The organism is Anoxybacillus sp. ST4, from assembly GCF_019448545.1.
GTDB classification, from domain to species: Bacteria; Bacillota; Bacilli; order Bacillales; family Anoxybacillaceae; genus Anoxybacillus; species Anoxybacillus pushchinoensis.
Genome location: NZ_JAHZOE010000004.1, coordinates 53,437 through 66,995, shown reverse-complemented (window position 1 = coordinate 66,995; position 13,559 = coordinate 53,437). Strand labels below are relative to the sequence as shown.

Below are 13,559 nucleotides of genomic sequence, written 5' to 3'. Positions count from 1 at the left end.
AGATGGATTTCGAAACATTACTTAGTTATCAATGGGGCGTCATGATGCCGGAATTTATCATTCTCGGCGTGGCGGTTGCGCTCTCGCTCATCGACCTATTTATGCCCGAAGATCGCAACCGGCGCCTGCTTGGGCTGTTTGCTTTCGTTGGCGTCGCCGTTTCGTTCGTATCGTTGCTTGGATTATGGACGACTGGTGTCACATCTATTTTAGATGATACGTTTCGCCTTGATTCGTTTGCGAAATCGTTTAAAGCGTTATTACTCATCGGTAGTGCGCTCGTGTTACTTCTTGCGATTCATTACGAACCGAATGAACGCATCGCCTACCGCGGTGAATTTTACTACTTATTTTTAACAGCGCTCCTCGGCGCGATGATGATGGCGTCGAGCGGTGATCTTATTACGCTCTTTGTCGGTCTTGAACTGTTGTCCATTTCTTCTTATATTCTTGTTGCGATCCGGAAAAAACATACGTTAGCGAATGAAGCTGCGCTAAAATACGTCATTACAGGAAGCATCGCAACAGCCATTACGTTGTTCGGAATGAGCTACATATTTGGCTTTACTGGATCGACAAATATAAAAGAAATTGCCCAGCAACTCGCAAGCACGTACGATGAAAACCATCAATACATTTTATCGCTTGCCTTTTTGCTTACGTTTGTCGGTTTGTCGTTTAAACTGGCGGCTGCTCCGTTTCATATGTGGGCGCCAGACGTATACCAAGGCGCAACGACGCCAGTTGTCTCCTTTTTAAGCGTCGTGTCGAAAACGGCAGGATTTATTATCGTCTTGCGCCTCATCGTCTCTGTATTTGCGCAAACGCCAGCCGGAAGTTCCGCTTCCATGTTGATGACGCTTGCGCCGTATATCGCTTTTTTAGCAGGAGCAACGATGATCATCGGCAATACGATCGCGCTTCGCCAGCGCAACGTGAAGCGCATGCTTGCATATTCAAGCGTGGCGCATGCTGGATACGTATTAGTCGCTTTTGCGAGCTTATCGCTTTTCATGTTTGAAGCGATATGGTTTTACTTATTGGCGTATTTGTTTATGACGATTGGAGCATTTGCCATTTTACAAGTCGTTTCTCAACATCACGACGATGAAGATATAAGCGTCTTCGCCGGCTTATACCGGCGCTCACCGCTTATGGCTGTTGCGATGACGATCTTTTTACTCTCGCTTGCGGGCATTCCAGGAACAGCTGGATTTATCGGGAAAGTAAACATTTTCCTCGGAGCGTTTATCGTCGAGCCTGCTCATTATGTGCTCGCGTCGGTCATGATAGCAACGACGGTCGTTTCGTACGTATATTATTTTGGCATTTTCGTTCAAATGTTTTTCCGTCCGGTGGAAGATGCGCGCCCGTTACAATGGCCGCCTGGTGTCATCGCGGTTGTAGCAATTTGTGTCATCGGCACCGTCGCTTTAGGGGTGTTTCCAAACATCGCTTACGACTTTCTTGCGCCGTTTCAACATTTTAGCGATTTTCTTCAATAAGGCGTATAATGGAAGGGGTGTTCCCTTCCATTTTTTTGTGTGAAAGGAGGAGTACATATGGACGTATTTGGACAAGAAGCGTTAATTAGCTTATTATCTCATTTATTTTTCATTACTGTAACATGGTGGACGCTGCAAGCGGTTCGACTAGAAGTCATTTTCAAGCCGAACCGCATCATTCAAGCGCGCGTATTTTACGTGTTATTGACGATTGCGATCGGCTCATTAGTGAGCCATTTCTTTTTAGACTATTTACGTTGGTCGCGTCAGCTGCCATTTTTATTTTAACCGCGAGTGTTGTCGATTTTTTTCACGTATGTTCCCTTCCGATCTGGCAACAATAAATGCTAAGGAGAGGAAGGGAAAGAGATGAGAAAAAAATGGTTGGCACTCGTTATTTTTTGTTTGTTATTTAGTGGTTATCGGATGTATGACAGTGAACGTGTCGAAGGAGAAATAACGAAAATCAACGACATGCTTGGCGCATTTGACACCCATCATATTCACCTCAAACGATGGAACGTCTACGCCAAAGAGCAAGTGCTTACGACAGACCCTCACACATGGATCCAACAATACGTGAGAACATGGTCCTCTTTTCGTTGGACGGTTGAACCGCACAAGATGGTTGGCAAACGTGAAACCTCCGCTTATGTTGAAACGATTCAACTCATCACGGTCGCTCATCATCCAACAGTCCTTGTTTTATACGAAGCAACCGGTTCAACGTGGAATAAACAAATCGAACGCACGCTCGTCCGACAAACGACAAAATTATTCGTAAAACCTACATTTTTCACTTGTATTACAGGGGAATTCGATGGTAAGATGAAAGGTGTTTTGTTTGACAATGCGGTTCGCTTGCTTTCTTCGTTTCAAGCGCAACCGATTGAATCATTGCGTGAAGAGACATTTGTCTCCCTCTCAGCATATACTGAGCAGTGGAAGACGTCACTTTCTGTCGGACAACAACAAATGAATCTTCAACTGGCGTTACGACAAGACGGATTGGGCGCGCGAACGACCGTTGTCATTGGCACCCCAATCATTACAGCTGAATATTAATATAGAGACTTTGGACGCGGAGGGGAATGCCTTGGAAAAAATCATCGTCCGCGGCGGGAAGCGGTTGAGCGGCACAGTGAAAGTGGAAGGTGCGAAAAATGCTGTGTTGCCTGTCATCGCCGCAACATTGTTAGCGAGTGAAGGAAAAAGTGTCATTCACGATGTACCTGAACTCTCCGATGTATATACGATTAGCGAAGTGTTACGTCATTTAGGTGCGGACGTAACGGTTGGCAACAACAATATTGTCGTGGATGCATCTGGAGAGTTAACGATTGAAGCTCCATTTGAATATGTACGAAAAATGAGAGCGTCTGTATTAGTGATGGGACCGTTGCTTGCGCGTAAAGGACGCGCGCGCGTCGCTTTGCCGGGCGGCTGTGCGATCGGCTCACGACCGATTGACCAACATTTAAAAGGATTTGAAGCGATGGGTGCAACGGTGAAAATCGGCAACGGTTTTATCGACGCAGAAGTGAACGGGAAATTGCGCGGTGCAAAAATTTATTTAGACTTCCCAAGTGTAGGGGCGACAGAAAATATTATGATGGCTGCCGTTTTGGCAGAAGGCACAACCGTCATCGAAAACTGCGCAAAAGAGCCTGAAATTGTCGACTTAGCTAACTTTTTAAACGCGATGGGTGCGAAAGTGCGCGGTGCTGGAACGGGCACGATTCGCATTGACGGTGTCACTACATTATATGGTGCAGAGCACGCGGTTATTCCTGATCGCATTGAAGCAGGAACATTTATGATTGCCGCTGCGATCACAGGTGGAAACGTCCTCGTGCAAGGGGCAGTGCCTGAACATCTAACGTCGTTAATCGCAAAACTTGAGGAAATGGGTGTCACCATTATCGAAGAAGACAGCGGTTTGCGCGTCATCGCTCCGGACAAACTGAAAGCGGTAGACGTCAAAACGATGCCGCATCCAGGTTTTCCGACCGATATGCAGTCGCAAATGATGGCCCTTCTTATGAAAGCGGAAGGAACGAGCATGGTGACAGAGACGGTATTTGAAAACCGCTTTATGCACGTGGAAGAATTTCGTCGTATGAATGCAGATATGAAAATTGAAGGGCGTTCCGTTATTATTAACGGCCCATGCAACTTGCAAGGTGCAGAAGTTGCCGCAACTGATTTGCGCGCTGCTGCCGCGCTCATTTTAGCTGGACTTGCGGCGGAAGGATATACGCGCGTAACCGAACTGAAGCATTTAGATCGCGGTTACGTTCGTTTCCATGAAAAATTAGCTGCGTTAGGGGCGGATATTGAACGAGTACGCGAAGATATCGACACAGTGCAGCGACAAATGACAGATGTAGGATAATGTAAAAAAACGACCGTTTGCGAAAAGCTAATGGTCGTTTTTGCATATATGCTTGTCCCCCGGCATAAAGTGTAATAATGACGAAAGGGGGGGGTGTCTTGCGACAATGGATGATCGCAACGATTGCGTTATTTACGCTCATTTTACTTATTCCTGCGTTAGTCGTTTTAGCATTTGGTGAAAAACAAGAAGCGAACCTTCCTGACCAGCCGATGCCGACTTATGCGCGCGACGAACCGACCGTTGAAGTGGCCGTATACCGAAGTAAAGAAAAGAAAGTCGAGCGCCTTCCGCTTGAACAATATGTCATCGGCGTTGTAGCGGCAGAAATGCCTGCGGAATTTGAAATGGAAGCGCTAAAAGCACAAGCGCTTGCCGCAAGAACGTACATCGTCAAACAGCTTATATATAACAAGCCGATTCAACTGCCCGAAGGAGCGAACGTGACGGATACCGTCATGCATCAAGTGTACTATAGCGATGAGCAATTAAAAGAGCGTTGGGGCATCAGCTACGATTGGAAAATAAAAAAAATAAGGGAAGCGGTCGAGGCGACGAGAGGGCAAATTTTAACGTACAACAACGAGCCGATCGAAGCGGCATTTTTCTCAACGAGCAACGGCTATACGGAAAACTCAGAGGCGTATTGGCAAAACGCCTTCCCGTACTTAACGAGCGTCGAAAGCCCATGGGATGAGCGTTCGCCGAAGTTTTACGAACAAGTGACGCTCTCCGTTCGCGAATTTGAACAGCAGCTCGGTGTGACGTTGCCGAAAGACGGCTCTGTCGGCAAAGTGATTGCGCGCACGCCAGGCAAGCGAGTAGCTCTTGTCGACATCAATGGCAAGCAGCTGACCGGCCGTGAAGTGCGCGAAAAGCTGCAGTTAAAATCGACGGACTTTACATGGACAAGGCAAGGAAACAACATCGTCATTACGACGAAAGGATATGGACACGGAGTCGGCATGAGCCAATATGGCGCCAACTTTTTAGCGAAGCAAGGAAAAACGTATAAAGACATTGTCACATATTATTACCAAGGGGTACGCATTCAAGACGTTTCGCTCGTCGCTTCAAAATTTTGAAGCGGCAAATTTTTTTTGTATTCATGTGTATAAATGTTCTTCTTTCTGTTCACAATGGTTGCTGAGGTGATGAACATGAAAGAAGAAAACAAAAAAGTTTCAAAGTTGTTCCGTAAACGTTGGGTTGTTCCTTCTATTTATTTGTTAAGTGCCGCGCTCATTTTAACAGGTGTGCTTTGGTTCCAAAGCAGAACGAACGATATCGTTCAGCCGCCTGCCGACGAGCAAACGGAGCCGGGCACAGCGGTCAATGAACAAGAATCTGTCCCTGTACAACAAGCGGTCGAACAAATTGCTATGCCTGTCCTTGATCCAAACGCTGTTGAAATCGCTAAACCATTTTACGATTTTCAAGCATCAGCCGAAGAACAAGAAGCTGCTCTCGTCTCTTATAATGATGAATATTATCCGAACAAAGGTGTCGACATCGCGATGAAAAACGGCGAAAGCTTTGATGTGACCGCATCGTTAAGCGGAACAGTCATTAAAGCGGAGAAAGATCCGCTCTTCGGTTACGTCGTTCATATTCAGCATGATCGCGGCGTTGTAACGGTATATCAATCATTAAAAGATGTACAAGTAAAAGTTGGCGATACAGTGAAACAAGGACAAGTGATCGCAAAAGCAGGCACAAACGAGTTTAATCAAGAAGCAGGCGTGCACGTCCACTTCGAAATTCGTAAAGATGGGCAAGCGGTCAACCCTGTCGCTTACTTCGATCAACCGCTTAGCGCACTCGAACAACAAACGGAACAGCAAGAAACGAATCAAGAAAAAACGAATGAACAACAAAGCGATCCATCGAGCACTGTTCCAGATGCGTCGATCGGAATGGCAAGAACATGAACAGATGGGCAAAATGCTCATCTGTTCGCTTTTTTATGGCATATATTTTCTTCCTTCCTAATACACTATTACAAACTTGAACAACGAGGGTGTTTGAGGTGAGATGAACGATTAGTAGATGAGCTTGACGACTTTGTTATGAGCGAGTAAACGCCACTGCGATCAACGCCTTATACGTCTCATTTCACACTTCTCACATCCAACTTAGGGAGGGCGAGCAGTGTGCACGATTACATCAAAGAGCGTACAATCAAGATTGGCAAGTATATCGTGGAGACGAGAAAAACCGTTCGCGTCATCGCGAAAGAGTTCGGTGTGTCTAAAAGCACCGTGCATAAAGACTTAACGGAGCGGCTCCCGGAAATTAACCCCGAATTAGCGAATGAAGTAAAAGAAATTTTAGATTACCATAAATCCATTCGCCATTTGCGTGGAGGGGAAGCAACGAAGAAAAAGTATAAAAAAGAAACCGAGCAAGCGACGTAAATTTCTCGTTCCTCTTGTCAAAAATGTTCTCTTTTTTTCGACATCATTGTGGTAGAATAATGTACTAGGAGAAATGGCAAGGAGGAACATATATGTTTTTCGCAAGGGATATCGGCATCGACCTCGGCACGGCGAACGTGTTGATTTATGTAAAAGGAAAAGGCATCGTACTAAACGAACCTTCCGTTGTTGCGATTGATCAACATACAAAGCGGGTGTTAGCGGTAGGGGAAGAAGCGCGGCGTATGGTCGGGCGCACGCCTGGGCATATTGTCGCCATCCGTCCGTTAAAAGACGGAGTCATTGCAGATTTTGAAATTACTGAAGCGATGTTGAAACATTTTTTAAGCAAGCTGAACGTTAAAGGATGGTTTGTGAAGCCGCGCATTTTAATTTGTTGCCCGACGAACATTACATCCGTTGAACGAAAAGCGATTAAAGAAGCGGCTGAAAAAAGCGGCGGCAAAAAAGTATATTTAGAAGAAGAGCCGAAAGTGGCAGCCATCGGTGCGGGAATGGACATTTTCCAGCCTTCAGGAAACATGGTCATCGATATCGGTGGGGGCACAACGGACGTTGCGGTGTTATCGATGGGCGACATCGTCACATCCGCATCAATTAAAGTAGCGGGCGACAAATTTGATCAAGAAATTTTACATTACATTAAGCGCGAATATAAATTGTTAATTGGGGAGCGGACAGCGGAAGAAATTAAAATGAACATCGCTACTGTGTTTCCGGATGCGCGCGATGAAGCGATGGACATTCGCGGCCGCGATTTAGTGACAGGTTTACCGCGAACGATTACGATTCGTTCTGGAGAAATTGAAAAAGCGTTGCGTGAAACGGTATATACGATCGTCCAAACGGCGAAAAGCGTGCTTGAGCGCACACCACCTGAACTATCGGCAGACATTATTGATCGCGGCATTTTTTTAACCGGTGGCGGCGCGTTGCTTCATGGCATGGACCAACTGCTTGCGCAACAATTAAAAGTGCCGGTCTTTATCGCAGAAAACCCGATGGATTGCGTGGCGATTGGCACAGGATTAATGCTTGATAACATTGACAAAGCTCCATATCGTCAACTCGTGTAGGTGCCATTGGGAAATGGTACCTATTCGCTTTTTTCCCCTTTTTCTTTTATAATGGAAGTAGTGTAAAAACGGTTAGGGGGACGTTTTATGTTTCGCGGATTATATACAGCGGCTTCCGGCATGCTTTCTCAACAGCGCCGCATCGAAATGATCACGAACAATATCGCAAACGCCAACACGCCAGGGTATAAGGCTGACCAAGCGTCGCTGCGGGCTTTTCCTGACATGTTGATGAACCGCATTCAACAGACGACCATTCCGACGGAGAAAAAGTTGACGTGGCGCGATCGTACATACATTGGTCCGCTCTCAACAGGGGTGTACGTGCAAGAACTTGTGCCAAACTTTGCGCAAGGAGATATACGCGAAACAGGCAACAACACTGATGTAGCGATTGTCGATGGCACGGGCACATCATTTTTTACCGTTCAAAACGAAACGGGCGACGTTCGTTATACGCGCAACGGTCACTTTACAATTGATGCGGACGGTGCGTTAACGACGACGGACGGCTTATACGTGCTTGATGAAAACGGAAACCGCATCGTCGTTGGCGACGAGCAGTTTACCGTCTTATCTGATGGAACGATCACGAAAAACGGTGCGCCAATCGCCCGCCTCGGCATCGCTTATGCGCAAAACGTTCAAGCGCTCGTGAAAGAAGGAAACGGTTTATTTCGGTCAGAAAACGCCCTTCCACCTGCGCAAACGTATACGATTCGCCAACAATATGTTGAACGTTCAAACGTCGATCTTTCTCGCGCGATGACGGACATGTTGTCGGCTTATCGCGCCTTTGAGGCGAACCAAAAAATTTTACAAGCGTACGATAAAAGTATGGACAAAGCGGCAAACGAAATCGGCCGCTTAAAGTAGGGGGATGACGATGCTTCGGTCAATGATTACTGCCGCCAACACGATGAACCAACTGCACCAACAACTCGATACAATTAGCCATAATATCGCAAACGTCAATACAACGGGATATAAAAAGCGCGATGCCATCTTCGGAGAATTGCTCGCTCAACAGTTTGCGAACTCGCCAAAAACAGATGAAGCACCGCGCCTCACCCCGACAGGCGTCCGTCTCGGCGTCGGGGCGAAAGTCGCATCTACGTATATGCAAATGAAACAAGGTTCGATCGTCAAAACCGATCGTCCATTAGACCTTGCTTTAACGAAAGAAGGACAATTTTTCCGCATCGCCGTCGATGGCGACATTCAATATACGCGCGACGGTGCGTTTTACCTTAGTCCGTCCGCGAACAATCCGAACGAACTCATGCTTGTGACGGCAGACGGTTATGCCGTCGTAGATGAAAATAACGAACCGATTACGGTGCGCGAAGGATTTAAAGATATTCAAGTGACGCAAAACGGTACGATGCGGTTCATTGCTCCAAACGGAAATATGATGCAGACGATCAACATCGGCGTATCATACGTGACGCGCCCGCAACTTATGCAAGCGCTTGGCGATAACCGTTTTGCTTTCCCGACGAACGTGAATCGCGAAGACGTTACCGTTAATTTATTAGGCAACAACCGTAACGACATTTCATTACAACAATACGCCTTAGAACAATCAAACGTTGAATTGGCGACAGAAATGAGCGAACTGATCATCACTCAGCGTTCGTATCAACTCAACGCCCGCGCCATTACATTATCCGATCAAATGATGGGGCTAATTAACGGCATTCGTTCATAGAGAGGGAAGACGATGGAAGAAAAACAAACGAAACAACGCCTGCGCCGTCGTCTCATTCCGATTTGGCTTCGTTTACTCCTTGTTCTTTGCTTCATTACGATGAGCGCATTGGCAGGGGCGATGGTTGGCTACGGCGTGCTTGGCGACGGAAATCCATTTGAGGCGTTAAAGCCGGCGACGTGGCAACATATGATCGACTTAATCGAAAAACAATAGTGGACAGACCACTTCAAAACGTGATACATTGAAAACAAACGACGGAAGGGAGATCCTTCCGTTTTTTTATAAAGGAGGAACAATGTATGCTTGATATTCAACACATTCAACAAATCATTCCACATCGTTATCCGTTTTTGCTCGTTGACCGCATTCTTGAAGTGGAAGAAGGAAAGCGCGCCGTCGGCATAAAAAACGTTAGCGCAAACGAACAATTTTTCGTCGGCCATTTTCCGGACTACCCGGTCATGCCTGGCGTGCTGATCGTCGAGGCGCTAGCGCAAGTAGGGGCGGTCGCGATGTTAATGAAAGAAGAAAACCGCGGACGTCTTGCTTTCTTCACCGGCATTGACAACTGCCGCTTTAAAAAACAAGTAAAACCGGGCGATCAATTACGTCTAGAAGTGGAGATGATTCGCTTCAAAGGGGCAATCGGGAAAGGAAAAGGCATCGCCACAGTCGACGGCGAGCTCGTATGCGAAACAGAAATCATGTTTGCACTTGGAGAAAAATAATGTATAACAATCTCCTTTCTGGGCATGTTATGAGTGATTACATACATGACAGAAAGGAGAACAACGATGAAAACAAAATGGCTATTCAAACTACTTAGCGCGCTCATCGCCGTCATGGTCGTTACAGGCTGCAATAACGATGATACAGACAACGATATGAACAACCAAGAAGAAATGCAGCCAGGCGAAGACACAAACGAAGGTGTCGGCGACGATGAAAACGATGCGGTCCCAGATGAAGAAGACGCTGTTGAAGATGCAGAAGATATGAACGATGCAGACAATACGGATGAATAAACGTAAGAGGCTTCCTCTTGCGTTTTTTTATTCCCTCCTTTCCTATAATACGTAACAAAGTTATAAAACAACTTTGTCAACATTCTTTTTTTATGGTACATTAACGGTTGACGATTATCATATGGAGGGTTTTATATATGTTGAAACAACTTCCTCATCGTATGAAGATGAATATGACGCTATCTATAAAAAAAGTGTTCGAACGATATATGGCGCAAATCGGCTGGGATGAAACACAATACGACGCGGCAAAATTCATGGAAGAGTGGCGCCATTATTTGTACAACGAAGCCGCATGGTTTGCTGAATTAGACGATGCGATCAAAGCGAATCCGCAATTTCATGAACAACTTGCCGACCGCATTAACGAAATTATTGACCAGCTCGTCAATGAACCTCCAACGGACGAACAAATTGCGGAAATTAACCGTCTCGTTGAACGGCTTGGCATCGATGATTTCCCTTACGGCTGTAAATTAGAAGCAAAATATCATATCGAACGCCTGCAACATGAATTAAAAAAAAAGAAAAGCTAACGAGACGTGCGACCATCAAACAACGGAAACTGGCAGAAATTTTATATTATCAAGCATATGACGAACCGTTGCCAAATCGTGAGTATACGGTGCGAGAAATGAACGACATGATCAATGAAGCGAAGCGAGTATTAGGACAGGAAAGTGAAGATAGCGAAATGATTCATTAAACCGGCAGAAGAAGAAACTGCTGGTTTTTTTGTGTGGAAAAACATTAACAAAAGGGGTAGAGAAGCGTAGACATTTAACGTTATAATGAATGTAGTAACGTATTGTCGAAAATTTGCGTTTTGTAGGAGGAAACTATGGAAGAGACGATTAGCTTACGAGAATTATTTCAGACGTTGCGAAAACGCATGTGGCTTATTGTTGCGATTACGGTGATCGCTACGATGACGAGCGGCATCGTCAGCTATTTTGTGTTAACACCGATTTATCAAGCATCAACACAACTGCTCGTCAACCAAGCGAAAAACGATCAACCGATTTACAACATTAGCGAAATTCAAACGAACTTGCAGCTTATTAATACGTATAACGTCATTATGAAAAGCCCAGCCATTTTAGATGTGGTGAAGGAAGAACTAGATTTAAATATGCCGGTTGAAGAGTTAAATGAAAAAATTAACGTCACAAGCGAAAAAGATTCACAAGTTGTTAACGTCACAGTTGAAGATGCTGATCCGTATATGGCGGCCGATATCGCCAACACGGTAGCTAGCGTATTTCAACGTGAGATCGTGAAAATTATGAACGTCGATAACGTTAACATTTTAGCGAAAGCGGAAGTGAAAGAACAACCTGTTCCAGTCAAACCAAAGCCGCTATTAAACATGGCGATCGCTTTCGTCGTTGGCATGATGACAGGTGTCGGTTTAGCGTTCTTGCTTGAATATTTAGATAACACGATAAAAAATGAACAAGATGTAGAAAAATTGTTGCAGTTGCCGGTGCTAGGTTCGGTGACGACAATTGATGAAGAGGGAAATGATGCTCATGTATTGCGAGCAAAAAAACAAATGCGGGGTGAGACGGTTGGCTCTTAGAAGGGAAAAGCGTGTGTTCGCACGCACGATGCGTTCATTAATTACAAAAACAAATCCAAAGTCACCAATTTCCGAACAATATCGGACGATTCGCACGAACATTTTATTTTCTGTCATTGATCGCCCTCTTCGCTCGCTGATGGTGACTTCTTCTGCTCCGGCAGAAGGGAAATCGACGACGGTCGCCAATTTAGCTGTCGTGTTTGCCCAACAAGGGAAGAAAGTGTTGTTAGTCGATGCGGATTTACGGAAACCGACCGTGCACTATACGTTTCGCAAAGACAATTATGTTGGCTTAACGAACGTATTAACGAAACAAGCACCCTTTCAAGCGGCTGTGAAAGAAACAGATGTGGACAATTTATTTGTTTTAACGAGCGGCCCTATCCCGCCAAACCCAGCCGAATTGCTCGGTTCTTCTGCGATGGAAGAACTACTAGCAGAAGCGTATAAGCAATTTGACCTTGTTTTATTCGACACTCCACCAGTACTTGCGGTGACCGATGCACAAATTTTAGCGAACCAATGCGATGGAACGATTCTTGTCGTCCATAGCGGAAAGACAGAAATTGAAGCTGCACAAAAAGCGAAAGAACTACTCATTAACGCAAAAGGAAAGCTGCTCGGTGTCGTGCTGAATCAAAAGAAGCAAAAAGAAAGTAGCTATTACTATTACTACGGTAACAAATAGACAAAATTCGACAAAAATTGTATATTGTATCATACTATTTTCCTATGATACTATAAATTGGACACAAATTTTTTGTCGAATGATTATGAAAAACGTAGCTTTCCTGTCGATATAATGAGTAGAAAGGGGTTTTGTGATGATTGACGTTCATAGTCATATTTTACCGTCTGTCGATGACGGGGCGAAAACGCTCGATGATGCAATTGAGATGGCAAAAGCAGCTGTTGCGGAGGGAATTACAACAATCATCGCCACCCCCCATCACCGCAATGGAACGTTTGAAAACGATAAATCGTCCATTATGGAACACGTTTATGCATTGAATGAAGCGCTGCAATACCATCGCATTCCCCTTTCTGTTTTGCCTGGGCAAGAAGTACGCATTTATGGGGAATGGCTAGATGGTTATCGAGACGGTGATATTTTACCTCTCGCAGAAACGAAGTACGTTTTAATCGAGCTACCAAGCAATCACGTTCCGCGTTACACCGAGCAGTTGCTGTTCGATATTCAGCTGCAAGGTCTCGTCCCTATTATCGCCCATCCGGAGCGAAATAGCGAGCTGATCGAGCACCCAACGAGGCTATATGACCTTGTGAAAAAAGGAGCATTGACACAGCTGACTGCGGGAAGTATCGCTGGTAAGTTCGGCAAAAAAATTAAGAATTTTTCCTTGCAAATCATCGAAGCGAACTTAGCTCATTTAATCGCATCGGATGCGCACAATACGACGTCACGGGCATTCTATATGCGCGAAGCGTACGACGTCATTCAAAAACAGTTCGGCTCGCAAGCAGTATACGTTTTCCGTGAAAACGCCGAACTGCTTGTCGCGAACGAAACGTTGTATAAAGATGCACCAGAGCGAATTAAGAAGAAGAAGTTTTTAGGTATTTTCTAAGTTTTGTATGTTCCCAATACATCGTATAGATTAGTTATGCCTTGCTGGTTTCGCACGTTTGTCGATATCAGCTTTCTTTTTTCGATAGACACCGAATGACGGTTGTCTACATGTTTCGGTGATGTCTCCTTACCGTTATCAACGGAGGCACTCGGCCGTGCTGTGGGTGGGGACGATGACGGTCTTGCCACCTTAGACGCTTGTCGTCGATGGTGCGGTGTGAGGACGGGTT

The 13,559-nt window shown here is 45.4% G+C and carries 17 protein-coding genes; all 17 read left to right on the top strand.

Annotation, left to right across the window (positions count from 1 at the left end; genetic code table 11):
• Positions 1 to 2 precede the first annotated feature (2 nt).
• The 17 genes from nuoN to K1I44_RS04605 all read left to right on the top strand — a co-directional run bounded on the left by nuoN (position 3) and on the right by K1I44_RS04605 (position 13,327).
• Positions 3 to 1,505 carry an NADH-quinone oxidoreductase subunit NuoN gene (gene nuoN / locus K1I44_RS04685; protein ID WP_219985426.1) on the top strand — a complete coding sequence of 501 codons (1,503 nt, stop codon included), beginning with the start codon at positions 3 to 5 and terminating at the stop codon, positions 1,503 to 1,505.
• Between the two features lie 57 nt (positions 1,506 to 1,562).
• The gene (locus K1I44_RS04680; protein WP_219985425.1) at positions 1,563 to 1,793 is read left to right on the top strand and encodes a DUF1146 family protein; all 231 of its coding nucleotides are present in this window, start codon (positions 1,563 to 1,565) and stop codon (positions 1,791 to 1,793) included.
• 81 nt (positions 1,794 to 1,874) lie between these two features.
• Positions 1,875 to 2,570, top strand: coding sequence for a YwmB family TATA-box binding protein (locus K1I44_RS04675; RefSeq protein ID WP_003396976.1), 696 nt, complete (start codon positions 1,875 to 1,877; stop codon positions 2,568 to 2,570).
• Between the two features lie 31 nt (positions 2,571 to 2,601).
• Entirely contained in the window at positions 2,602 to 3,900 is a 1,299-nt protein-coding gene (gene murA, locus K1I44_RS04670; RefSeq protein ID WP_003396974.1) for a UDP-N-acetylglucosamine 1-carboxyvinyltransferase, read from the top strand.
• 98 nt (positions 3,901 to 3,998) lie between these two features.
• On the top strand, positions 3,999 to 4,985 hold the full coding sequence (gene spoIID / locus K1I44_RS04665) for a stage II sporulation protein D (protein WP_219985424.1): 987 nt from the start codon (positions 3,999 to 4,001) through the stop codon (positions 4,983 to 4,985).
• Between the two features lie 54 nt (positions 4,986 to 5,039).
• Positions 5,040 to 5,831, top strand: coding sequence for a stage II sporulation protein SpoIIQ (gene spoIIQ, locus K1I44_RS04660; protein ID WP_241762325.1), 792 nt, complete (start codon positions 5,040 to 5,042; stop codon positions 5,829 to 5,831).
• Positions 5,832 to 6,053: 222 nt separating this feature from the next.
• The gene (gene spoIIID, locus K1I44_RS04655) at positions 6,054 to 6,317 is read left to right on the top strand and encodes a sporulation transcriptional regulator SpoIIID (protein WP_003396966.1); all 264 of its coding nucleotides are present in this window, start codon (positions 6,054 to 6,056) and stop codon (positions 6,315 to 6,317) included.
• A 92-nt stretch (positions 6,318 to 6,409) separates the two neighbouring features.
• Entirely contained in the window at positions 6,410 to 7,414 is a 1,005-nt protein-coding gene (gene mreB, locus K1I44_RS04650) for a rod shape-determining protein (RefSeq protein ID WP_003396964.1), read from the top strand.
• Between the two features lie 87 nt (positions 7,415 to 7,501).
• A complete protein-coding gene (gene flgF, locus K1I44_RS04645; RefSeq protein WP_219985423.1) occupies positions 7,502 to 8,290 on the top strand; it encodes a flagellar basal-body rod protein FlgF in 789 nt (262 codons plus the stop codon).
• A gap of 10 nt (positions 8,291 to 8,300) precedes the next feature.
• Positions 8,301 to 9,125 carry a flagellar hook-basal body protein gene (locus K1I44_RS04640; RefSeq protein WP_219985422.1) on the top strand — a complete coding sequence of 275 codons (825 nt, stop codon included), beginning with the start codon at positions 8,301 to 8,303 and terminating at the stop codon, positions 9,123 to 9,125.
• Positions 9,126 to 9,137: 12 nt separating this feature from the next.
• Entirely contained in the window at positions 9,138 to 9,341 is a 204-nt protein-coding gene (locus K1I44_RS04635; protein ID WP_219985421.1) for a DNA-directed RNA polymerase subunit beta, read from the top strand.
• Between the two features lie 86 nt (positions 9,342 to 9,427).
• Positions 9,428 to 9,856 (top strand): 3-hydroxyacyl-ACP dehydratase FabZ, encoded by a 429-nt coding sequence (gene fabZ, locus K1I44_RS04630; protein WP_219985420.1) that lies wholly within the window; start codon positions 9,428 to 9,430, stop codon positions 9,854 to 9,856.
• Positions 9,857 to 9,922: 66 nt separating this feature from the next.
• Positions 9,923 to 10,153, top strand: coding sequence for a hypothetical protein (locus K1I44_RS04625; protein WP_219985419.1), 231 nt, complete (start codon positions 9,923 to 9,925; stop codon positions 10,151 to 10,153).
• Between the two features lie 137 nt (positions 10,154 to 10,290).
• Positions 10,291 to 10,689, top strand: coding sequence for a hypothetical protein (locus K1I44_RS04620; protein ID WP_219985418.1), 399 nt, complete (start codon positions 10,291 to 10,293; stop codon positions 10,687 to 10,689).
• Positions 10,690 to 10,994: 305 nt separating this feature from the next.
• Complete coding sequence (locus K1I44_RS04615) at positions 10,995 to 11,735, top strand: YveK family protein (protein ID WP_219985417.1); 741 nt, start codon at positions 10,995 to 10,997, stop codon at positions 11,733 to 11,735.
• Positions 11,736 to 11,763: 28 nt separating this feature from the next.
• Positions 11,764 to 12,426 carry a CpsD/CapB family tyrosine-protein kinase gene (locus K1I44_RS04610; protein WP_304511207.1) on the top strand — a complete coding sequence of 221 codons (663 nt, stop codon included), beginning with the start codon at positions 11,764 to 11,766 and terminating at the stop codon, positions 12,424 to 12,426.
• Between the two features lie 136 nt (positions 12,427 to 12,562).
• Complete coding sequence (locus tag K1I44_RS04605) at positions 12,563 to 13,327, top strand: tyrosine-protein phosphatase (protein ID WP_219985415.1); 765 nt, start codon at positions 12,563 to 12,565, stop codon at positions 13,325 to 13,327.
• The last annotated feature ends 232 nt before the right edge of the window (positions 13,328 to 13,559 follow it).

Excerpts from the sequence above, each read along its gene's own strand:
- nuoN (WP_219985426.1), top strand. The coding sequence starts at position 3 with ATGGATTTCGAAACATTACTTAGTTATCAATGGGGCGTCATGATGCCG.
- K1I44_RS04680 (WP_219985425.1), top strand. The coding sequence starts at position 1,563 with ATGGACGTATTTGGACAAGAAGCGTTAATTAGCTTATTATCTCATTTA.
- K1I44_RS04675 (WP_003396976.1), top strand. The coding sequence starts at position 1,875 with ATGAGAAAAAAATGGTTGGCACTCGTTATTTTTTGTTTGTTATTTAGT.
- spoIIQ (WP_241762325.1), top strand. The coding sequence starts at position 5,040 with ATGGTTGCTGAGGTGATGAACATGAAAGAAGAAAACAAAAAAGTTTCA.
- mreB (WP_003396964.1), top strand. The coding sequence starts at position 6,410 with ATGTTTTTCGCAAGGGATATCGGCATCGACCTCGGCACGGCGAACGTG.
- flgF (WP_219985423.1), top strand. The coding sequence starts at position 7,502 with ATGTTTCGCGGATTATATACAGCGGCTTCCGGCATGCTTTCTCAACAG.
- K1I44_RS04640 (WP_219985422.1), top strand. The coding sequence starts at position 8,301 with ATGCTTCGGTCAATGATTACTGCCGCCAACACGATGAACCAACTGCAC.
- K1I44_RS04635 (WP_219985421.1), top strand. The coding sequence starts at position 9,138 with ATGGAAGAAAAACAAACGAAACAACGCCTGCGCCGTCGTCTCATTCCG.
- fabZ (WP_219985420.1), top strand. The coding sequence starts at position 9,428 with ATGCTTGATATTCAACACATTCAACAAATCATTCCACATCGTTATCCG.
- K1I44_RS04625 (WP_219985419.1), top strand. The coding sequence starts at position 9,923 with ATGAAAACAAAATGGCTATTCAAACTACTTAGCGCGCTCATCGCCGTC.
- K1I44_RS04620 (WP_219985418.1), top strand. The coding sequence starts at position 10,291 with ATGTTGAAACAACTTCCTCATCGTATGAAGATGAATATGACGCTATCT.
- K1I44_RS04615 (WP_219985417.1), top strand. The coding sequence starts at position 10,995 with ATGGAAGAGACGATTAGCTTACGAGAATTATTTCAGACGTTGCGAAAA.
- K1I44_RS04610 (WP_304511207.1), top strand. The coding sequence starts at position 11,764 with ATGCGTTCATTAATTACAAAAACAAATCCAAAGTCACCAATTTCCGAA.
- K1I44_RS04605 (WP_219985415.1), top strand. The coding sequence starts at position 12,563 with ATGATTGACGTTCATAGTCATATTTTACCGTCTGTCGATGACGGGGCG.